The organism is Pseudohongiella spirulinae (assembly GCF_001444425.1).
Classification (GTDB): domain Bacteria; phylum Pseudomonadota; class Gammaproteobacteria; order Pseudomonadales; family Pseudohongiellaceae; genus Pseudohongiella; species Pseudohongiella spirulinae.
In genome coordinates this window covers 3,120,303-3,139,596 of record NZ_CP013189.1, presented here as the reverse complement: position 1 = coordinate 3,139,596, position 19,294 = coordinate 3,120,303, and the positions used below count along the sequence as shown (strand labels likewise).

Genomic DNA, 19,294 nt, shown 5'->3' with positions numbered 1-19,294 from the left:
CGGAAGTCTGTCACGCTGCGTTCGCCGCGGCAAGTCCGACATCTGTCGAAACGCCAGCCCGCCTGATTGTGAACAGACAGGCCCTGCATTATGCTGTTCGCGACAATCATCCCGGAGGATTACAAAATGAAAGGGTTTTTAAGTTTTAAACCGGCATTGGCAGCGATCGCCATGTCTGCGCTGATCATCAATTCGGTCATTGCAGCAGAGATGGAAGACACCATTACCGTTGCCAGCACGGCCTTTGAGCACCATGGCACCACGCCGCTGAAGTACACGGCCTATGGTGATAATGTATCGCCGCAACTGACCTGGAGTAATCTGCCGGCCGGCACTGTGCAACTGGCACTGGTGATGGATGATCCCATTGCACCGACGCCACAGCCGTTTGTGCACTGGGTTGCCTACAATATTCCGGCCGATGCGGCGGAAATTCCTGAAGGCTTGACACGGGATGTCCGGGTAACCGGCGTCGCCGGACTGGATGGCATGATCAATGGATTGAACGGCCTGCGACAGGCCGGCTACTTTGGGCCGCGTCCGCCGCAGGATGGCAAGCTGCACGCCTATCATTTCCGCGTTTATGCCCTGGATGCCGCGTTGAATCTGCCCGAGGGTTTGAACAAGGATCAACTGCTGGAAGCGATTGACGGCCACGTTCTGGGTACAGGTATGCTCATGGGGCACTACGAGCGCGAGTGAATTTTTCAGTTATTTTTTGATCTGCGGGAGCGGGTTAATCACCGCTCCCCTCCTTACTCTGTGGTCGTGCAGATCCTCTGAGCGTTGTCATTCGAGTGGCTCTCTGAAATTGGGCTCGCCACTCAAGCATGAATGTCCGTCCCGTGCGTCTCTGTCAGCGCCCAGACAGACGCCAGCGTCAGCACACCGGCCGCTGCCATGTAGACCGACACCCAGAAGATGCCGTACTGAGTCCACAGCAACACCGCGAATGTCGGTGCCAAAGCGCCGCCCACGATGGCGCCGATCTGATAACCCAGCGAAGCGCCGGAGTAACGCACATGTGTTGAAAACAGCTCAGTAAAAAACGCAGCCTGCGGACCATACTGCAGTCCCATAAAAACAAGCCCGCCGGTAACGGCCAGGGTGATCATGAAAAAGTTGCCGGTATCCACCAGCGGGAATACAGCAAACGCCCACAAGCCGGTCAAAACCGCGCCGGCCATAAATATGCGGCGACGGCCGAATCGGTCGGAATAGCCGGCCGCCCAGAACTGGAAAGGTACCTGAATGGCGGAACCAATCAGCACGGCTGCCAGCAGCGTGTTACGCGGCAGGCCGACGCCGTCAACGCTGCTGCCGTAGGCCACCACAAAAGCGATCAGGATATAGAAGGTGACCTGAATCGAAAGAAATGCGCCGGCCGCCAGGCAGATTCGCCCCGGATACAGGCGCAGAGCTTCCAGCACCGGAGAGCGGGCCGGTGCCGGCGGACTGTCGGCGATGACCTCGGACAATGCCTCCTCCGGTGACTGCACCGGCTCGGGAGTTTTAATGCCTGCGCCATCGCGGGCCGCCTGCTTGATGCGTTTCAGTCGCTCCAGTTCTTTAAAGGCGGGTGTATCCTCAAGGTGAAGTTGTACATACATGGAAATGCCGATCAGTACGATGCTTGCCATGAATGGTATGCGCCAGCCCCAGCTCATAAAGGCTTCTTCAGAGACCAGATAGCTGATCAACAGAAAGGCCAGGTTAGCCAGAATGACTCCAAGCGGCGCGCCAGCCTGGGCATAGGCACCATACCAGCCGCGCTTGTCAGCAGGTGCTGTTTCGGTCACCAGCAGCATGGCGCCACCCCATTGCCCGCCAATGGCCAGCCCTTGCACAAACCTGAGCAATACGAGCAGCAGGGGTGCGGCAGCTCCAATGCTGGCATAAGTTGGCAGAAAGCCGATCAGGGTGGTGGCTACCCCCATCATCATCAGTGCAATCACCAATACTTTTTTGCGGCCTACCCGGTCACCAAAATGACCAAAGATAATGCCGCCCAGGGGGCGTGCGATGAAACCAACAGCAAAGGTGCTGAACGAAGCAATCAATGCCACCATGGGTGACATGCCCGCGGGAAAGAATAAAACCGGGAAAACCAGGGCAGCAGCGGTGCCATAGAGGAAAAAGTCATACCATTCGATTGAAGTGCCGGCCAGTGAGGTCAGGGCGACTTTGCGCATGTTGGTACGGGCGACCTGATCATTGGTCAGGGAATCTGCAGAGGCGGTCATATCCACTCCTTTATCTTATTGTTATGAGGAGCATCTCCCGGGGCAGGGGACTTCATGCTGGCGATCTTGCGATGCTGCGATAATGCGGGGAATCAGCGATTTACGCAATAGCCATCAGGCGTCAGATGGCATAAATCGACAGCAGCAGGCAGGCACAGACCACGGTGGTAACCAGCAGGCGGGTGCGGAAGTAATTTTTACTGATGATGCCGCCCATTCGCAGGCGCATATCGATATACAGCAGTATCAAAAATACGGTCAGGGCCAGCATCAGAAAGATATCAATGGGCACAATCAGCCAGACAATCCAGAGCAGTACGGTCAGCACATTGCTGATGATCAGCAGGTTCGACGCCCTGTCACCGGCCTGCTGCAGATATTGCCCCCAGTGCACACCACACATGAATACGGCGATCACCAGGGTATAGCTGCCCAACAGGTTAGCAACACTGCCAAGTACTGGCAGGTTCAGAATATCCAGCGACAACAGCAGCGCACTGAAGATGAAGGGGATCGCGCCCAGCAGAGCCAGGCGCGTTGTCATTGGCATTGGCTTCATAATACTGACAGTTTGCCTCTAAACTGATCGGGTTGCCAGTGCCGGAGCGATCAGCGATGCGTTACGTGCGGGGCCTATGACGGCCAACTGCCCCAGAATAATCAGCGCCAGCATACCCAGGGGTGTGTAATACCAGTCTATACGAGGCATGTTAAAGGTCTGGACCAGAAACATATTGAAAGCGATCGTCAGTGCCGCCCCGGCGACGACACCTATGCCGCTTATCAGCATATTCTCCAGCAGAAAGTAGCCGAGAATGTCAGGGCGGGTGGCCCCCAGCGCTCTGCGTGTGCCAATCTGTTTGCGGCGGCGGTTGATGCTGAATACAGCCAGTCCGATGATGCCCAGACTGGTGATAAACATCAGAGTGGCAATCACGACTTTGAGAATGCTGGTCATCAGATTATCGATCCGGTAAGTCTCGTTACGCGTGTACTCAAAGGACTGGTTATTGCGCAGAATTCGCTGATGTCCTGATGCTGCCAGCAGCTCCTCGACCTGAACCATCAGCTCATCGCGAAAACCGGGTTCTGTGCGGATCAGGTAGGTGGCACTGCCATCAATAATGACTTCAGGATAAAGAACTGCCTGTTCAATAAAGGTGGAATTCGGCCAGGGAGCCTGTAGTTTGTCTACCAGACCGATGACGCGTAACGGAGTATCATCAACCGCATAGATGGTTTTGCCGACGGTGGACATGGGGTCGTCGGGGAGCAGGGCCTCTGCCATGGCAAGCGTCAGCATCACGCCAGGCACATCACGATCTTCATTGCTGGCCCGCCTGATGATATCGCCGCGGCTGAAAGATTCTCCGGCAACAATCTGCAGGTCCAATGTCCGGAACACATTTTCATCAGTCCGGTACAATGCAGCCGGCACCATCATTTCTCGTCGCCCTGCCTCTGTCATATAACCACTGGACGAACCGCTGCTGCTGACGGGGATGGCATTGACAACAGTGGCATCGATGACGCCCGGCAATTGACGGATACGATTCAGGTCATCGTCCATCACCACACTTTCATTGTAATCAGAACCATAACCCACACTGCTGATATGAAAAGTGTTGGCCTCATCCAGGCCGCTGGGGCGAGCCATATTCGCGGCACGTTGATTGATGATGTACAGCGCATTCACCAACACCGTCATTGTAAAGGCGATCTGCATGGCGATAAGCAGAACTCCCAGTTTGTTGCGCATTAGCGCGCGAAAAACAGGACCAATTTGCATGTCTTGCCCTCACTGTGTTTTCAGGTGAATAGCGGGGTTGATGGTGCTGGCGCGCCAGATCGGGTATAAACCGGCCAGAATCGTGCTGATAATCGCCAGAGTGATGGTGACACCGACCACCGGCAGGTTCATTACGACCCAGTCGTGAGGAATTTCGTTGCCCAGCAGGATCTTGATGCCTTCGAGTCCCAGTGCCGACACACCCAGTCCCAGAATACCACCCAGTGCGCCGATAAATCCGGCTTCAATGGTGTGTTGGATAAATAGCGACCGGCGGTTTGCACCCAGAGCCTGCCGCACACCGATTTCGCCGGACTTGCCAAGGAACTTTGCCAGTAGCAGACCTACCGTGTTTAACAGACAAACGGCCATCAGCATGGCAGCAAGCGCCGACAGAATACGTGTCTCATCCGGCTGGACTTCGTTTTTCACCATCCACTCATTGACGTCATAGAGACGTTGTGCGGGCGGTAGCGGCATACGACCGAACTCTTTTTGCTGAGCACTGTAGTTGTCGATGAAATTGCTGTAATCGTCGAATACCTGCTGGTCGGGCAATTCAACCCAGAATTGTACCCACGCGCATTCGGCATTCAGAAAGGCTTCAAAGCTGGCGTTCTCAGGAGCCGCCCAGCAATTTGTATTGCCGGAGCGACGCAGTTGCTGGCTGGCAATCAGACCCCAGGGGATATAGATTTCTTCGCCGGTTCCGATGGGGCCGTTATTGACATCATAGAACATGGGTGTGGGCTGCCAACGATCCAGTACGCCAATTATCTGAAAGGTCAGGCCATGCATCTGCAGCGTTTCGCCCACTGAATTCTGCCCGCCAAAAAGCCTGTCATTCATCTCGCGGCTCAGTACCGCTACCTGCTGTTGGGCCTGATCATCGGTCCGGCTCCAGGCATTGCCATAAAGAAAAGGCACATCAAACATGGCAAAAAAATCCGCTGAGCTGCCACGACCGTTTATAAAGAAGGGCTGAAGCTGATTACCGGGCGGCTCCAGCACGGCAACAAATTTTGAGCTGACCGTGCGCCTGACGTCGTTGGTTTGTTCCAGCAGCACCATCGCATCCCGATATGTCAGTTGAGGCGGCGGTTCAAAGTCAGCGATATCCGGATCACCGTACTCGAACTGTACGTGGTACAACTGGCTACTCTTATGCGGAATAGGATCGCCGCCTAATACATAGTTCAAGGTAAAAACAACCATATAAGCGCCGACACCAATGGCGACCGCTAATACCATCAGGCTGCTCAGAATGGGATTGCGCCGATAGCTGAGTGCCGCCAGGCGAACGTAATAAAGAAACATGATGCAGGTCTCCTTTCAGGCTGCGGCAACGCTTTTATTGGTGACGATGTCCTGGATCTGTCCGTCCAGAATATGCACGTTTCGATCACTGCGTCTTGCCAGATCAGGATCATGTGTCACCATAATGATGGTGGTACCGTTGGCATTGATTTCTCGTAGTAGTGCCATCACGCCTTCGGCCGTATTGGAATCCAGATTGCCGGTCGGTTCGTCTGCCAGCAGGAACCTGGGATTGCCAGCCAGTGCTCTGGCAATGGCTACCCGCTGTTGCTGACCTCCCGACAGCTGCGACGGTAAATGCCGACGTCGGCCAGCCAGCCCTACTGACTCCAGAGCGCGTTCTATTCGCTCGCGTCGTTCGGAAGCGCGCAGGCCACGATATCGAAGTGGTACATCCACGTTGTCGAACAGGTTCAGATCCGGCATCAGATTGAAACTTTGAAAGATGAAACCGATTTTTTCATTTCGCAATTTGGCCCGTTGAGAATCACTCAGTGATGAGACATCCTCGCCGTCCAGCAAATACTGGCCCGAAGTGTAGGTCTCCAATAAACCTGCAATATTCAGGAAAGTGGTTTTACCGCAACCAGACGGCCCGGTGACCGTCAAGAATTCGCCTTCATTTACCTGCAGGGAAAAATCACGCAGAGCATGAGTCTGAACCACCTCAGTGGTGAAAACTTTATTGATGTTGGTCATTTTAAGCATGGTTCAATCTCCCTAATTATTGATCAGTACCGTGTCGGCGCCATTAAACTGATCGGTGCCTGACGTGATAATGGTGTCGCCAACTTCCAGTCCTTGCAGGATTTCAATATTGCTCAGGCTGGTGGCGCCCATCACGATGGGGGTGCGGTAGGCCACAGAGTCGCGTACAAGGTAGGCAAATCTGCCGTTGCCACTTTCCACAAACTGTCCACGCTGCACCATGACCACGTCCTGTTTTTCTTCGAGCAAAATACGGGTGGAAAGTCTCTGGTTCTGGCGCAGATTGGCCGGAGTGTCACCGGCAAAACGCAGTCGCCCGGTTACCTGGTTGTCAATGATTTCTGGTGATACAGCGACCAGCGTAGCCTGGTGAGCCGATGTGCCGTTGCGTACCTCGGCGCTCATTCCGATAGCCAGGTCGTTCACGTAGGACTCGGGAACCAGAATTTCGACCTCAAACGCAGAAAGATCGACCACACTCATCACTGCCTGATTGCGGGCGATGTTGGATTTCTGGTCTACCAGCAGGTTGCCGACAATGCCGTTGACCGGTGAGCGCAAATTCAGGGCATCGGCCTGTCGCTCCAACTCGGCCACAGTCAGTTGCTGTTGCTCAACAGCAAGCTGGCGGGTGCGTATTTCGAAATCCAGACGGTTGTTGTCCAGATCAGCATCCAGTACGGCATGGCGGTGTAATACTTCCGCCGTTTCAAGGTTGTCTCGTGCGCGATCCAGATCGACAGCAGTCATGGCTCCCTGATCGAAAGCGCGCTGAGCTCTGTCCAACTCACGTTGAGCAGCTTTCAGATTGATGCTTGCTGAGTCGAGCGCTTTCTGATTTTCCAGTTGCTGCTGCTGGGTTGTGATGCGTTGGCGGTCTGACTCTACCTGCAGAGAGACCAGACGCGAACGTTCCTGTAATAAACGGTTCTGAAGTTCGGGGCTGTCAATGCTGGCCAATAATTGACCGGCTTTGACATCATCACCCGATTCGACCTGAAAGGTGATAGTGCCGCTGTCGCTGGCGAACAGGGTCGGGCTGATGGCTGCCACGATGCGACCTTGTACAGTCAGATCCCTGATAAAGTCGCCGCGTACCACCGTTGCCAGTCGCAGGCGAGCTGCAGAAACTGATTCTTCAGCCTGCGCCCACCGTTGTAAGGTTGGCCATATAAACCAGGAGGCCAGACCAAGCGCCACAATGACGGAAAATACAATCAGTATTTTTTTGCAACCTGAGTTTTTTTGCAGGACGATGTCCTGTGAAGATGTATCCGATATTCTCATTTTTCAGCCATTCTTGTTCGGTGGGTCAAATACAGTAGACGAACAACACAGTGAATGCGTTTAAACCGTCAGGAGCAAGATCGAGGCCAGTTTTTATATATCTATAGATAACAGATGGTTACGATAAAAAATGTATTGTTTGCAAGGAGGGGGATGTGGTGGATGTGGCTAATGCTTGATTGATATGGCAAAAAATTGGTGTGAAAAAAAGGGACCCCGCAGGGTCCCTTTTTGGTCGGTTAACTCAATTGCCCAATGCCTGATACACGACACGCTGCGCGGCGTTGTTATCAAACGGCGCGCCGCGGGGACCGCCGCGTTTTTGCTCCATGTAAATCATGAAGAAATCATTTATCGGATCGACCACAAACAGGGTGCCGCCGATGCCACGCCAGCCGAAATTGCTGCCAGCCAGTGGATTGGATGCATCAACGGGCTGCAGATGAAAGCCCATGCTCCAGCCGCCGCGGTTGCCATAGAAAAAGTGCTCACGGGATACATCGGGTGTGATGCGTTCCTCGGACATCCAGGCCAGAGTCTCTTCAGAGATGATGCGCTGGCCACGGTACTCGCCGCCGTTCAGCAGCATGTGTGCAAAACGGACATAATCTTCGGTGGTGGAGTTCAATCCACCGCCGCCTGACAGCTGTGCGCGCACGACTGTGTTGTCAGCCATCTCGCCATGGATTGGTTCGGCGATGCGACCGGACTTGGCGGCCGGCACCCAGAAAGTGGTTTCATCCATACCGAGCGGTTCAAAGATGCGCTCATTGAGCAGGGCATCCAGAGGTTTGCCGGCTGCAACTTCCAGCACAGCACCCAGTACGTCGGTGGAGTGACCGTAATGCCAGGCTGTGCCGGGCTCAAACAGCAGTGGCAGATTGCCCAGGCGCCCGGCGATTTCCCGGTTGGTCAGGCTGCCGTCAGACGGAATGTTCTGCTCATACAGATTGCCCAGTGTGGTACCAGTGGCGAAGATTGACTGCACCAGCCCTGACTTGTGGGTCAGCAGATGTTCAACAGTCATGACATTCTGTGCGGGTCTTGTTTCGCCGGTTTCGTTGTTGATGATTTCCAGGCTGGCAAATTCCGGTATGTACTTGCTGACCGGATCATCCACGCTCAGAAGGCCGTCTTCAACCAGCGTCATGGCGGCTACGCTGACGATCGGCTTGGTCATGGAATAAATGCGGAAAATGGTTTCCTGATCGATCGGGGTGCTGTCCCCGGGGCCCTGAGTGCCGACGGTTTCCAAAAGGCCAACACCATCGTCATTGCCAACCAGCAGCAACGCGCCGGCGATATGATTGCCGTCGACTGCAGCCTGCATTTGCGAACGGATGTCGGCAATTTCCTGGCGGGTGATGCCAAAATTATCCGGCGCTATCAGCTTGATAGAGCTGTCGCTGGTGTTTTGAGCCATGGCTGCCGTGGCACTGAGCAGAAGGCCGGCTGCCAACGCTGTGTGACGCAATAGTTGAGAAATACTTGGCGATGTCATCAGAAGTCCCCTGTTTTTATGATGGAACTGATCATAATGCAGGCGGGCGATAGACTCAATCGGCTTGAGTATGGCGGGTGACATGCTAGTATCCGCAAAAACCACAAACAAACGGATTGCCCCATGAAGCTGATCATCAAACTGCTCGCCGGAATCGTGCTGGGAATTTTGCTGGGTATGTTGGCACCCACCGGTGTGACACGCATTCTGATCACCATCAAAGCGCTGTTTGGTGAGCTGCTGTTTTTCACCATTCCCTTGCTGATTCTGTTTTTCATCAGCAGTGGCATCGCCGCACTGCCTCGCAATGCCGGCAAACTCCTGGGCCGCTCATTGCTGCTGGCATACTCATCCACCCTGATTGCAGGCACGCTGGCGTTTTTGGTGGCAGCCGTCGTGGTACCGGTTCTGGCAGCATCTCCTGACTCACTAAACGGTGCTGAAGCGCAGGCCTTGCAGCCCTATGTCACGGTTACCATCCCGCCATTGTTTAATGTGATGACAGCCTTGATGCTGGCCTTCATCATGGGTCTGGGTATGGCAGCGACGCAGGCTGATAATATGCGACGGATGGCCGATCAGGGGCGTGACATCATTCAGTGGTTGTTGGTAAAAGCCATTATTCCGCTGCTGCCGGTTTATATCGCCGGGGTGTTTGCGGAAATGGCTGCCGCCGGCACTGTGTTTGCGACACTACAGACTTTCGGTGTCGTTTTGTTGTTGGCTGTGCTGATGCACTGGATCTGGATTGTCACTCTGTTCTTTATAGCGGGCGCCAGAGCAGGGCGCTCTCCGCTGGGCCTGATACGTAATATGCTGCCCACTTATTTCACAGCGCTGGGTACAATGTCCAGTGCCGCCACCATTCCAGTTTCTTTGCAATCCAGTAAACGCAATGGCGTCAGTGAGCATGTGGCAGACTTCACTGTGCCTCTGTTTGCAACCACCCATCTGTCAGGTTCTACCGTCACTATTGTCAGCTGTGCTGTCGCCGTTATAAGTATGCAAAGCGGGCTGGATATTCCGCCCCTGTCACTGATGATTCCCTTTATTCTGACGCTGGGCATTGTCATGTTGGCGGCGCCGGGCGTGCCGGGCGGTGCTGTCATGTCAGCCGTCGGTCTGCTGGGTTCAATGCTGGGTTTTGGTGAAACCGCTCTGGCCTTGATGATTGCTCTGTATATGGCGCAGGACAGCTTTGGCACGGCATGCAATGTAACTTGCGATGGTGCCTTGGCACTGTTTGTGGACGGTTTTGAAAAAGACTCAGGATGAACGCATGAAGATTGCTGCTGCCCTTACATTGGCTGTACTTGTGACTGCTTGCGGCGGTCACGGCAAAATCGTACGTGATGAGCAATTACATGCGCTGATGGCCGACGATATCAACGCCTTGATGGCGCGAGTCAATGTGCTGGTTTTTGACCAGAATCGTACTGTCGACGAACTGGATCGGCAGCGACAAAGAGATGCCCTGCAATTAGCTGAGACGGCGGATCAGTTAAGTGCAGCGGCTAATCGCATTGCATCTTTGCTGCCGCAGCTGAATCTGAATCAGGCGGATAGGGTGGAATTTCTGAATCTGGCCCGTCTGCTGGGTGAACACGCGGAAGGTGTGGCTGAGTCAGTGCGGCAGCAGGACTTGCGCCGCGCTGAACAGCTCGCCGAGCAGATGGCCACGACATGCACGGCCTGCCACCGGCTGTATCGGGGTTTTTAGATGAGATGGGCAGGTCTGTTTGCATTGCTGCTCGTGCCAAGCGTTGCCGCAGGCGACATTGAACTCGGAGGCTATTTGAAGCTCAATGCGATCCTCAGTGATCGCGCCCAGCCAGGTACAAGTCTCAGTGATCAGACTTTTTCAGTGAGTGGTATCCCGCTCCGTGACGGTAAAGCCTACGATGTCAAAGACACACAATTTCATGCCAAAGAAAGCCGGTTCTGGATGCGTGGTTCGGGTTCGGTTCTGGGACGCAACGCTGGTCTGTTGATTGAGTATGATTTGCTGAAAGACTCAGCCGCCTATCAGCCAAGACGGCGTCATCTCTATGCCACCGTCGGATCGCCGCAATCAGGCCAGTTATTGGTCGGTCAAACCTATTCAACATTTGCCAATTCTGCTGCGTTGGCCGACACAGATGCGGGTGTTTCAGTTGGCAATATCGTCACCCGACAGCCAATGTTGCGTTGGATGCGGGAATCTCCATCCAGGCAGCAACAGTGGGTGGTGTCGTTTGAGGAGCCGCTGTCGCGTATCGCCCGCCAGGAAGCGGCCGCGTTGATCGTTAATGATGATATCAAAGTGCCAGATGTAATACTCAAATGGCAGACCTGGCAGGATTGGGGAAGTCTGTCTGTGGCAGGCATGATTCGTCAGCTTCACGCCGGGCAACAATCCTCGGTCAGTTCCCGGGAAGGTGGCGCTATTAGTATAGCTGCCATTATTAATCTGGGTATGCTGCACAATACGCGCATTATTGCCAGTGCAGGGAATGCGCTCGGACGTTACGCAGGTAGCCATGTGCCCGATGCTTTTATCAACGCGGCCGGAGAGATGCAACTGCGCCGTGCCGGCAGTTTGACGGTGGCTTATCAGCACTTCTGGACGCAGTCATTACGTTCCACACTCTCCTATGGGTTATCCCGTGCTGATCTGCCTGGCTACAGCCCGGCAACTCTGGTGCGCGATGCGCGCTCCTTGCAGGTCAACCTGCTCTGGACGCCAGTGCCAGGTCTGACACTGGGTGCCGAATACGTCTACGGTCACCGCGCCGTCAGGGTGGGGACGCAGGGCGAACTGAACCGACTGCAAATGTCTCTGCGCTGGAACCTTTGATATAGATCGGGCCATTAAGCGTATCCAGAAAGGCGCGCAATTGCCGCTTCTCGACTGACCTCAGTTTCAAAGGCTTGGCTTCGTTATGCCCGATTACGGCAATTTGCGCGGCGTTGTAGTGCTCAATCACCTGGTCCAGAGTGTCGAATTGACCGGCGTGCATATAGGGCGCCGTCGCGGCGAGATTGCGCAGACTCGCTGTGCGCTGGGCGCCTATTAATTCGTCACCTTCGCGCGCAAACGTTAACTCAGGGCAGTCGCCGGCCCCGGCATCACTGTAGATGCCAAGGCAGTTAAAAGGGTCTTGCCGCGCCAGTCGCAGACCTTGCGAACGACCTGCTGCCGGCGCTTGTCCTGGCGCTGACAACACGGCTGTGTTGTGAAAATCATTGTTGGTGAATAAGGGACCATTGTGGCAATTGACACACTGCGCCTTACTGATAAAGAGTCTTAACCCGGAAATTTCAGTGTCATCAAGGCCAACACCGGTGACCACATTGTCTGTGGTCTGCAATGAGGCGACATAGTCATCGAAGGGTGCAGGCCCTGGCATAATATTGCGCTGGTAAGCGGCTAGTGCCTTGCCCAGGTTGGCAAAAGCCATATTGACTTGTTCGCGGCTGGCGAGTGACGGATCAGGCAGCGGGCCAAAAAGCGCCTGATAGCGCTGCAGGTGTTCGGGGATTTCCTGGATCAGGTCTAGCAGCTCATCCCGGGTCAAACCATGCTCTTTGGGATTCTCCAGTGGCTCCAGCGCTTGCGACCACAGGCTGTCTTTGCGTCCGTCCCAGAAGTACCAATGGCTGTAGGCGGCGCCCGCCAGCGGCATGGTATTGCGATCGGTGACCTCAATCCCGGAGGCGACACGTTTATTATCGGTAAAGCCAGATTCTGGAATGTGACATGTGGCACATGAAATGTTGCCGGTGCGGCTGAGCCGGGCATCAAAAAAGAGCTGTCTGCCAAATTCTGCCGCTAGTGCATTATCGGCATATCGGTTGCTCGGATCGGGGAGCAGTTCCGGCAGATTCTCAATCCAGAGCGATTCAATAAGCGCACGCTGTTGCGCTGACCAGACATCCGGTAATGGTGCCGGAATGGTTTGCCAGCCAAGATACGCCAGACCAGCCGTCAGGCTGAGAATCAGAGTTGCTTTGATAACCCGGAAGTTCATAGTAATAAACTACAGATCTACGGTCATGCTGGCAGAATATCTTGCAGTTTCTACCAGAATGGTAAGTTCCAGTTGCCATTGGCCCGGCATGTGGAATCGCATACCCTGCAACAGGTAGGCGCCATCACCCAGATAATCAGTGACGCGTGGCGCTGTTGCCAGGCCGTGATCATGTTCTGCCATGCCGCCATTGACTTCAATGGTTGCTCCTGCAACAGGCCTGTTGTCGGTATCTCTTATCGTAATGATCCAGCTATGCATCTGGTTGATTGTCAGTGGTTGCAGCTGACTCTGCATGTTGATAATCAGACCGGGGGGCTGCGACTCTGCCAGTAACTCTCTGGCTAAGAGCGTCGGTGAGCAAAGCGACAATAACACTAGCCATATTGCGATGATGTCTGGTGTTCTCACACTTTTCTCCCGCCTGATTTTCTTCGAAAACCGATTACCCCTGCCAACAGGGCCACGGCACCGAGGGGTAATGCCCATCCCGGCAGCAGTGCTTTGCCGACACTGAACGGAAAGACCGCCTGATAATGCTTGTCGAGTGACGGGTGAGGTGCATTGATGATGCCGATGTAATCGCCGGCCTGTGTGAATTCATGCAGTACTGTTAGTACACCGTCTGGTCGTGGCGCAACGGTCTGATAATAAACAGTCAGTTCTTCAAGATTGCCCAGCTCTGCAATATGTTCGGGCTTGACAAAACGGCCGTATCGGCTGGAGTTGCGAATGATACGAAACTCGATAGGCACTTCGCGCAAGGAGTCGTGCTGATATTCCAGTACAAACACACTTTCGCTGACATCTGGCAGATCCTCACAGAATTCCCGATGGCCACTGGTCTTGGGCTGGAATACCGTGAAGTGTGCGCTGTAAAAATCCATGCGGATGATGCAGGCTTCACCCTCGTCAACGACACTTCCATGCGCGAACGCCATGCCGCTCCATACCTGGCTGGTCATCAGTATTGTGAACAATAACAGGGCGCGCATGGGATGACTCCTGTATTGGGCAAATTCTTGTTACGGGTCGGATCGGTAGTCCGTCGAGCGAATAATGACGCCGGGCCTGGCGCCGGTCATGCTGCCATCCAGCAATACGGCCTGCCCGTGGACAAAGACGTGCACGGCACCCTCAGCGTACTGGTGCGGATCAGAGAAACTGGTCAGTTCGCGCACGGATTCGAGATCAAGCACGGCGATATCTGCCACGGTACCCGGGTGAAGAACGCCTCGATCGCTGATCTTGAGTCGCTGGGCCGGCATGGCGGTTACCTTATGAATCGCGGTATGCATGGGCACAATGTCCAGATCGCGGGCGTAATGTCCCAGAAAGCGGGCAAACGTGCCGTAGTTGCGCGGATGAACGGCCCGGTTGGAGGGGCCTTCAACGCCGCCATCGGATGCAATCATGGTACGGGGATGGCGCATGATGTTGTGGATGTCCTCTTCTACCATGGCATGGAATACTGCACTGCAGTTGCCCGCTGCGACCAGATCCATAAGCAACTCCGCCGCGTTGGCCTTGGTGATTTCCTGGCCTTCGCGCAGCAACACCTGGCTCAAATTCAGGCCATTAAGGGTTTCGTCATGTGGGCAGCCGGCCAGCACAACATTGGCCGGGTCGTTGCCGCCGCGATCCACCTCAATGTTATACACAATATCGTTTCGCAGGCGTTGGCGCTGTGTTGGGTCTGCCATCCGAGCCAGTAGTGCTTCACGGCCACCATCCAGACTCCAGCCGGGAAACAGAATCTGCAGATTGGTGGATGAGGCTGTGTAAGGATACTGATCGATCGAAACATCGACACCGCGGGCAATGGCTTCATCGACCATGCGCAGTGTTTCCACCGAGCTGCCCCACATGGGGGCGCCGACCACCTTATGATGCGTAAGCTGGGTCGGCAAGCCTCCTTCTTCACCTATGCGGATGGTTTCGGCCACACTGTCCAGCAGGCCCAGACCTTCCTCGCGCATGTGGCTGATATACATACCACCGTATTCACCGGCAACTCGCGCCAGTGCAATCACCTCTTCAGTATCGGCGAAACGTCCTGGTGTATAGATCAGACCGGATGACAGGCCAAAGGCACCCTGCTGCATGCCCAGCGCGACCTGCTCCTGCATCAGGATCAGCTCTTCTTCGGTAGCGGGTCTGTCATCTTCTCCGACAATCAGGCCACGGATCGAGCCGTGACCAATGAAACTGGCAAAATTGATCGCGGGCGGGATTGCAGCGATTTGCTCGAAGCTGTCAGCGAGAGGCACGGGGGAGCTTCCGTCATTGCCCCCGACAACCGTTGTTACGCCCTGTCGAATCAGGTTCTCCGCATCGGGCCAGCCAAAAATACCCTGCTCGGTGTTATCGCTCAATGCATGGCTGTGAATATCGATAAACCCGGGCATGACAGCGAGGCCCTGTACATCGATAACTTGCGCGGCCTGATAGTCGCCCAGATTGCCAACGGCTGCGATTATCTGGCCGTTGATGGCAATATCGCCGATAACGGGCGGTTGGTCGCTACCGCTATAGAGCATGCCTCCGCGCAAAACCAGTTCATAGCTGGCCGGCGCCTGTCGATCGGCAGCTTCAGTGGTTGACGCCTGTTGATTCTCACCAGAGCACGCCGCCAGGCTTGCTGCCAGAGTCAGGCTGAAAACAGTGTTTATTGTTCTTTTCATCATGATGTTCTGAATCTACGATAAAATGATCGCCGGGTCTAGCGTATGCGAAGGGTGACAATACAATGGCTGATAGTGAGTCACAATCCCGGTCAACCCTGCCGATGGCGGCAGATGACTGTGCTGAAGTAGTCAGGCAGCGCTTTGCTGGCAGGCCGGCGGTGCCTGGGCAGCCAGAGCCGGACGGTGAGGGATTCCAGGTTCGTCGCATTGAATACGGCTCGGATCTCTATAAAGCCCTGCTCGAATTACGCCAGCGGGTATTGCGTGCGCCGCTCGGTCTGTCGCTATGGGATGAAAATCTGACGCTGGAAAGCCAGCAGTGGCATTTCGCCTTTCTGGACACGGTCGGCAGACCGGTCGCCTGTTTGACTGTTGTGCCCCTTGAGGGAACCCGAGCCAAACTCCGCCAGATGGCTGTCCAGCCGGATTGCCAGGGCCGGGGCCTGGGCCGCCAATTGCTCCAGGCCGTTGAAAAAGTGTTAAAACAAGATGGCTTTAAGACCCTGGAGCTGCACGCCAGGCAGAGCGCTGTGCCATTCTACGAAAAATCCGGTTATCGCGTTTACGGTGACATATTTCAAGAAGTGACAATTCCTCACTTGAAAATGGCCAGGCAATTAGTCTGATCGTTTGTTTATTATCTGGAAATCACCTGTTAACCGTTTTATGCTTACGGACGTATCTTTCCGATTAATTGAACTCCGGAGCAAATCCATGTTTTTGACTGAAATCAAGACTCCCGGTCAGCGTCGCCGTTTTCGCCTGAAGGCCAGCGCTGCTTTGTTATTTGCGGTCACCTCCATCACAGCTGGCTCTGTGCTGGCGCAGGTGCCGATAGTGCAGCCTGGCGCCCCTGGTCAGGCGAGTCGTAACTTGAGTGCAGAAGATGCCAGAAATCTGGTCAGTCTGCGCTATGTTGAGGCTGATGTGCGCTTTATGCAGGGCATGATTGCCCACCATGCGCAGGCCATTGAGATGACGGATCTGGTTGAGCAGCGTGCTCAGCGCGAGAGTATCAAACAGCTTGCTCAGCGTATTGCCCTGTCCCAGGACGATGAGATTGCCATGATGCGCGAATGGCTGGAGGCGCGCGGCGAACCAGCTGAACTTCCCGATGGCGGTCATGGCATGCATTCACGACACAATCATACTGGCTTGATGCCTGGCATGCTGACAGAAGGCGATCTGGCTGCTCTGGCCGCTGCTGAAGGTGCCGAGTTCGATTCACTGTTTCTGGAATTTATGATTAAGCACCATGAAGGTGCATTGACCATGGTTGATGACCTGCTCGATCAGCCGGGTTCTGCACAGGATTCAGTGCTGTTTGAGTTCGCCAATGAGGTGACGTCTGATCAGACCGCAGAGATCGAACGCATGGCGGGCATGCTGGCCGGATTCTCGCCGGACCCCAGAGTGAATCTGGCGGCTGGTTTTCATGATGCCGGACAGGCGTCCATGAACATGAACCTGATTGCGGCGCTGTCCAAACCTGATGGCTTTTTTGATCCGGAAAATCCGGCCGGTTTGCCGATGAGTCGTGTGCGTGCCCTGGCATCCGGTGGCCAGACTCAGGCAGCGGAACTGGATGACGAAGAGGCAGAGCCACGACCCAGCCTGCTGAATTTCGCCAATACGGACCTTGCCTTTGCCGGTAATCGCGTCGTGGCCGGTAACTACCATGGTTTTAATATCTACAATATCGATAATCCACTCTCGCCGGAGTTGATCAGCTCGGTGGTGTGTCCGGGTGGCCAGGGCGATGTCACATTGTATGGCAACCTGCTGTTTATGTCTGTTGAACAGACCCGTGGCCGACTGGACTGTGGCCTGCAAGGTGTATCTGATGTCATCAGCGACGAGCGCTTCCGTGGAATTCGTATTTTTGATGTCAGCAATATCAGCATGCCGGTGCAGGTAGCTGCTGTGCAGACCTGTCGCGGCTCTCATACACATACTGTGGTACCTGACCCAGAAAATGCTGATCGTATTTTTCTGTATAACTCAGGTACCAGTGTGGTTCGCGATGGCGAGGAGCTGGAAGGTTGTGCTAATGACAATCCCTTCGAAAATCCCGAAACTTCCCGCTTCCGCATCGATATCATTGAAGTACCATTGTCGCGCCCGGAAGACTCGCGCATAGTAGGCAGTCCGTTTATTTTCTCGGATCCGCAGTCCGGTGTACTGGCCGGCTTGTGGGAAGGTGGCGATCACGGACCCGGTACGCAGCGCACCAGTGAGACCAATCATTGCCACGACATTACCGCGTATCCCGAGATTGGTCTGGCGGCCGGTGCTTGCTCGGGCAACGGCATTTTGCTGGATATTTCTGATCCGCAGAATCCGGTTAGATTGGATCAGGTTGTCGATCCGGGTTTCGCTTACTGGCATTCGGCAACATTTAATAATGACGGCACCAAGGTACTGTTTACTGATGAATGGGGTGGTGGTTCGCGGCCGCGTTGCCGTGCCTCTGATCCGATGCATTGGGGGGCGGATGCCATTTACGATATCGTCGATGGAAAGCTGCAATTCCGCAGCCATTATAAAATGCCGGCCCCTCAGTCAGAGCAGGAGAATTGTGTAGCTCACAATGGTTCTCTGGTGCCGGTACCGGGTCGCGACATCCTGGCGCAGTCCTGGTACCAAGGCGGTATTTCAGTTGTGGATTTCACGGATTCATCGAATCCTGTCGAGATTGCCTTCTTTGACCGCGGTCCCATTGACGAAGAAAAACTGGTCATGGGTGGTTACTGGTCAGCCTACTGGCATGCAGGCTATATCTACGGTACTGAAATTGCGCGTGGTCTGGATGTGTTTGAACTGACACCCAGCGATTATCTGTCTGAAAATGAGCTGGCCGCAGCCTCATTCTTCGGACCGGACAGTGCCTACAATGTGCAGACACAGACCCGCATCGAATGGCCGGCTGAACCGGTGGTTGCGCGTGCTTATCGGGATCAGTTAATGCGCGGCAATCTGTTGGACGCAGCACAGTTATCCGCGCTGGACAATGCCCTCGACGGGGCAGAGTCAGCACTTGCAGCAGGGCGACGCGATGCCGGGCTGGCAACACAACTGCGTAATCTGGCGGCGAGCTTCAATTCGGAGTCTGAAAGCCTGATCGGTGTCACTCGCGGGCGTTACATTGGAATCGCAGAAACGCTGCAGGGCATAGCGGCAAGACTGTAGTGATAAATAACAATCAGTAACTGAGGACAAAATTGATGAAAACACAACAGTGGATTGCCGGCTTGGCCGGCACCCTGATGCTGAGTGCAGCGCTGACCGCTTCAGCTCAGGAAACTCACCCGGTCATTATCAATAATGACGGCATCGGATTTTCACGCAAAGATGGCGAACAGGTACTGGCCTATGATCCGGTCGCGGCATACGATCAGCATATGATTCAACTGGCAGACTGCTCAGCTCACAAAGTTGATCTGAAAAGTGTGACATGGTGCTTTGCAAATCCTGAGAATGCGGCGACTTTCAGTGCTGCAACAACAGATTCGGGCGACAATAAGTACATACCCTTTGGCGGGGGGCATTGCGCTTTGGGTCTGGCGTTTAATAATCTGGCAGCCCGGGGTGACCCGCGAACTGCTGTTCGCATCGGGGATCATCTGGTGCTTAACGGTAACTTTGATGTGCGTGCCAGATTCCTTAGCGATACGGTGACCAATGTGAACAACGCCGAGTCCAATTTTCTGTCAGCCATCGCTGAGGGGAAACTGGTTAACTGATATCGATCT

18 protein-coding genes are annotated in these 19,294 nt (G+C 54.6%); 7 read left to right on the top strand and 11 right to left on the bottom strand.

Translation table 11 applies throughout. The features are described from left to right. Positions 1-126 precede the first annotated feature (126 nt). The gene (locus PS2015_RS14390) at positions 127-702 is read left to right on the top strand and encodes a YbhB/YbcL family Raf kinase inhibitor-like protein (RefSeq protein WP_169792329.1); all 576 of its coding nucleotides are present in this window, start codon (positions 127-129) and stop codon (positions 700-702) included. 122 nt (positions 703-824) lie between these two features. Here PS2015_RS14390 and PS2015_RS14385 read toward each other — a convergent pair whose 3' ends face one another. From PS2015_RS14385 to PS2015_RS14355, 7 genes are all read right to left on the bottom strand, one after another. Continuing rightward, positions 825-2,243: an MFS transporter gene (locus PS2015_RS14385; RefSeq protein WP_058022880.1), complete on the bottom strand. Its 1,419-nt coding sequence runs from the start codon at positions 2,241-2,243 to the stop codon at positions 825-827. A 121-nt stretch (positions 2,244-2,364) separates the two neighbouring features. Next, positions 2,365-2,793: a DUF3429 domain-containing protein gene (locus tag PS2015_RS14380; RefSeq protein WP_169792328.1), complete on the bottom strand. Its 429-nt coding sequence runs from the start codon at positions 2,791-2,793 to the stop codon at positions 2,365-2,367. 27 nt (positions 2,794-2,820) lie between these two features. Continuing rightward, entirely contained in the window at positions 2,821-4,032 is a 1,212-nt protein-coding gene (locus PS2015_RS14375) for an ABC transporter permease (protein WP_058022878.1), read from the bottom strand. A 9-nt stretch (positions 4,033-4,041) separates the two neighbouring features. Continuing rightward, the gene (locus PS2015_RS14370; protein WP_058022877.1) at positions 4,042-5,349 is read right to left on the bottom strand and encodes an ABC transporter permease; all 1,308 of its coding nucleotides are present in this window, start codon (positions 5,347-5,349) and stop codon (positions 4,042-4,044) included. A 15-nt stretch (positions 5,350-5,364) separates the two neighbouring features. Continuing rightward, the gene (locus PS2015_RS14365) at positions 5,365-6,057 is read right to left on the bottom strand and encodes an ABC transporter ATP-binding protein (protein WP_058022876.1); all 693 of its coding nucleotides are present in this window, start codon (positions 6,055-6,057) and stop codon (positions 5,365-5,367) included. A 12-nt stretch (positions 6,058-6,069) separates the two neighbouring features. Next, positions 6,070-7,344, bottom strand: coding sequence for an efflux RND transporter periplasmic adaptor subunit (locus PS2015_RS14360; RefSeq protein WP_058022875.1), 1,275 nt, complete (start codon positions 7,342-7,344; stop codon positions 6,070-6,072). A 244-nt stretch (positions 7,345-7,588) separates the two neighbouring features. Continuing rightward, positions 7,589-8,929, bottom strand: coding sequence for a serine hydrolase domain-containing protein (locus tag PS2015_RS14355; protein WP_058022874.1), 1,341 nt, complete (start codon positions 8,927-8,929; stop codon positions 7,589-7,591). A gap of 39 nt (positions 8,930-8,968) precedes the next feature. Here PS2015_RS14355 and PS2015_RS14350 point away from each other — a divergent pair, with 39 nt between their 5' ends. The 3 genes from PS2015_RS14350 to PS2015_RS14340 are packed head-to-tail and all read left to right on the top strand — an operon-like array spanning position 8,969 to position 11,681. Further along, entirely contained in the window at positions 8,969-10,120 is a 1,152-nt protein-coding gene (locus tag PS2015_RS14350; RefSeq protein ID WP_058022873.1) for a dicarboxylate/amino acid:cation symporter, read from the top strand. A 4-nt stretch (positions 10,121-10,124) separates the two neighbouring features. Continuing rightward, the gene (locus PS2015_RS14345; RefSeq protein ID WP_058022872.1) at positions 10,125-10,565 is read left to right on the top strand and encodes a hypothetical protein; all 441 of its coding nucleotides are present in this window, start codon (positions 10,125-10,127) and stop codon (positions 10,563-10,565) included. Beyond that, on the top strand, positions 10,566-11,681 hold the full coding sequence (locus PS2015_RS14340; RefSeq protein ID WP_058022871.1) for a DcaP family trimeric outer membrane transporter: 1,116 nt from the start codon (positions 10,566-10,568) through the stop codon (positions 11,679-11,681). Here the strand turns inward: PS2015_RS14340 and PS2015_RS14335 are convergent. The 4 genes from PS2015_RS14335 to PS2015_RS14320 are packed head-to-tail and all read right to left on the bottom strand — an operon-like array spanning position 11,620 to position 15,539. Further along, positions 11,620-12,855 carry a cytochrome-c peroxidase gene (locus PS2015_RS14335; protein WP_058022870.1) on the bottom strand — a complete coding sequence of 412 codons (1,236 nt, stop codon included), beginning with the start codon at positions 12,853-12,855 and terminating at the stop codon, positions 11,620-11,622. The genes PS2015_RS14340 and PS2015_RS14335 overlap by 62 nt on opposite strands. 9 nt (positions 12,856-12,864) lie before the next feature. After that, entirely contained in the window at positions 12,865-13,266 is a 402-nt protein-coding gene (locus PS2015_RS15515) for a FixH family protein (RefSeq protein ID WP_169792327.1), read from the bottom strand. Next, on the bottom strand, positions 13,263-13,850 hold the full coding sequence (locus PS2015_RS15665) for a hypothetical protein (protein ID WP_058022868.1): 588 nt from the start codon (positions 13,848-13,850) through the stop codon (positions 13,263-13,265). The genes PS2015_RS15515 and PS2015_RS15665 overlap by 4 nt, the downstream gene beginning before the upstream one ends. 30 nt (positions 13,851-13,880) lie before the next feature. Beyond that, a complete protein-coding gene (locus PS2015_RS14320) occupies positions 13,881-15,539 on the bottom strand; it encodes an N-acyl-D-amino-acid deacylase family protein (protein WP_082628159.1) in 1,659 nt (552 codons plus the stop codon). Between the two features lie 65 nt (positions 15,540-15,604). On the opposite strand from PS2015_RS14320, the gene PS2015_RS14315 reads away from it, so the two are divergent. The 3 genes from PS2015_RS14315 (at position 15,605) to PS2015_RS14305 (ending at position 19,285) form a co-directional block, all read left to right on the top strand. Beyond that, positions 15,605-16,168 carry a GNAT family N-acetyltransferase gene (locus tag PS2015_RS14315; protein ID WP_058022867.1) on the top strand — a complete coding sequence of 188 codons (564 nt, stop codon included), beginning with the start codon at positions 15,605-15,607 and terminating at the stop codon, positions 16,166-16,168. 88 nt (positions 16,169-16,256) lie between these two features. After that, positions 16,257-18,731, top strand: coding sequence for a DUF305 domain-containing protein (locus PS2015_RS14310; protein WP_058022866.1), 2,475 nt, complete (start codon positions 16,257-16,259; stop codon positions 18,729-18,731). A gap of 35 nt (positions 18,732-18,766) precedes the next feature. Continuing rightward, positions 18,767-19,285 (top strand): hypothetical protein, encoded by a 519-nt coding sequence (locus tag PS2015_RS14305; protein ID WP_058022865.1) that lies wholly within the window; start codon positions 18,767-18,769, stop codon positions 19,283-19,285. Positions 19,286-19,294: the final 9 nt, after the last annotated feature.

Bases quoted from the DNA above. Each gene is read 5' to 3' on its own strand.
- PS2015_RS14390 (WP_169792329.1), top strand. From the start codon at position 127: ATGAAAGGGTTTTTAAGTTTTAAACCGGCATTGGCAGCGATCGCCATG.
- PS2015_RS14385 (WP_058022880.1), bottom strand. From the start codon at position 2,243: ATGACCGCCTCTGCAGATTCCCTGACCAATGATCAGGTCGCCCGTACC.
- PS2015_RS14380 (WP_169792328.1), bottom strand. From the start codon at position 2,793: ATGCCAATGACAACGCGCCTGGCTCTGCTGGGCGCGATCCCCTTCATC.
- PS2015_RS14375 (WP_058022878.1), bottom strand. From the start codon at position 4,032: ATGCAAATTGGTCCTGTTTTTCGCGCGCTAATGCGCAACAAACTGGGA.
- PS2015_RS14370 (WP_058022877.1), bottom strand. From the start codon at position 5,349: ATGTTTCTTTATTACGTTCGCCTGGCGGCACTCAGCTATCGGCGCAAT.
- PS2015_RS14365 (WP_058022876.1), bottom strand. From the start codon at position 6,057: ATGCTTAAAATGACCAACATCAATAAAGTTTTCACCACTGAGGTGGTT.
- PS2015_RS14360 (WP_058022875.1), bottom strand. From the start codon at position 7,344: ATGAGAATATCGGATACATCTTCACAGGACATCGTCCTGCAAAAAAAC.
- PS2015_RS14355 (WP_058022874.1), bottom strand. From the start codon at position 8,929: ATGTCACCCGCCATACTCAAGCCGATTGAGTCTATCGCCCGCCTGCAT.
- PS2015_RS14350 (WP_058022873.1), top strand. From the start codon at position 8,969: ATGAAGCTGATCATCAAACTGCTCGCCGGAATCGTGCTGGGAATTTTG.
- PS2015_RS14345 (WP_058022872.1), top strand. From the start codon at position 10,125: ATGAAGATTGCTGCTGCCCTTACATTGGCTGTACTTGTGACTGCTTGC.
- PS2015_RS14340 (WP_058022871.1), top strand. From the start codon at position 10,566: ATGAGATGGGCAGGTCTGTTTGCATTGCTGCTCGTGCCAAGCGTTGCC.
- PS2015_RS14335 (WP_058022870.1), bottom strand. From the start codon at position 12,855: ATGAACTTCCGGGTTATCAAAGCAACTCTGATTCTCAGCCTGACGGCT.
- PS2015_RS15665 (WP_058022868.1), bottom strand. From the start codon at position 13,850: ATGCGCGCCCTGTTATTGTTCACAATACTGATGACCAGCCAGGTATGG.
- PS2015_RS14320 (WP_082628159.1), bottom strand. From the start codon at position 15,539: ATGAAAAGAACAATAAACACTGTTTTCAGCCTGACTCTGGCAGCAAGC.
- PS2015_RS14315 (WP_058022867.1), top strand. From the start codon at position 15,605: ATGGCTGATAGTGAGTCACAATCCCGGTCAACCCTGCCGATGGCGGCA.
- PS2015_RS14310 (WP_058022866.1), top strand. From the start codon at position 16,257: ATGTTTTTGACTGAAATCAAGACTCCCGGTCAGCGTCGCCGTTTTCGC.
- PS2015_RS14305 (WP_058022865.1), top strand. From the start codon at position 18,767: ATGAAAACACAACAGTGGATTGCCGGCTTGGCCGGCACCCTGATGCTG.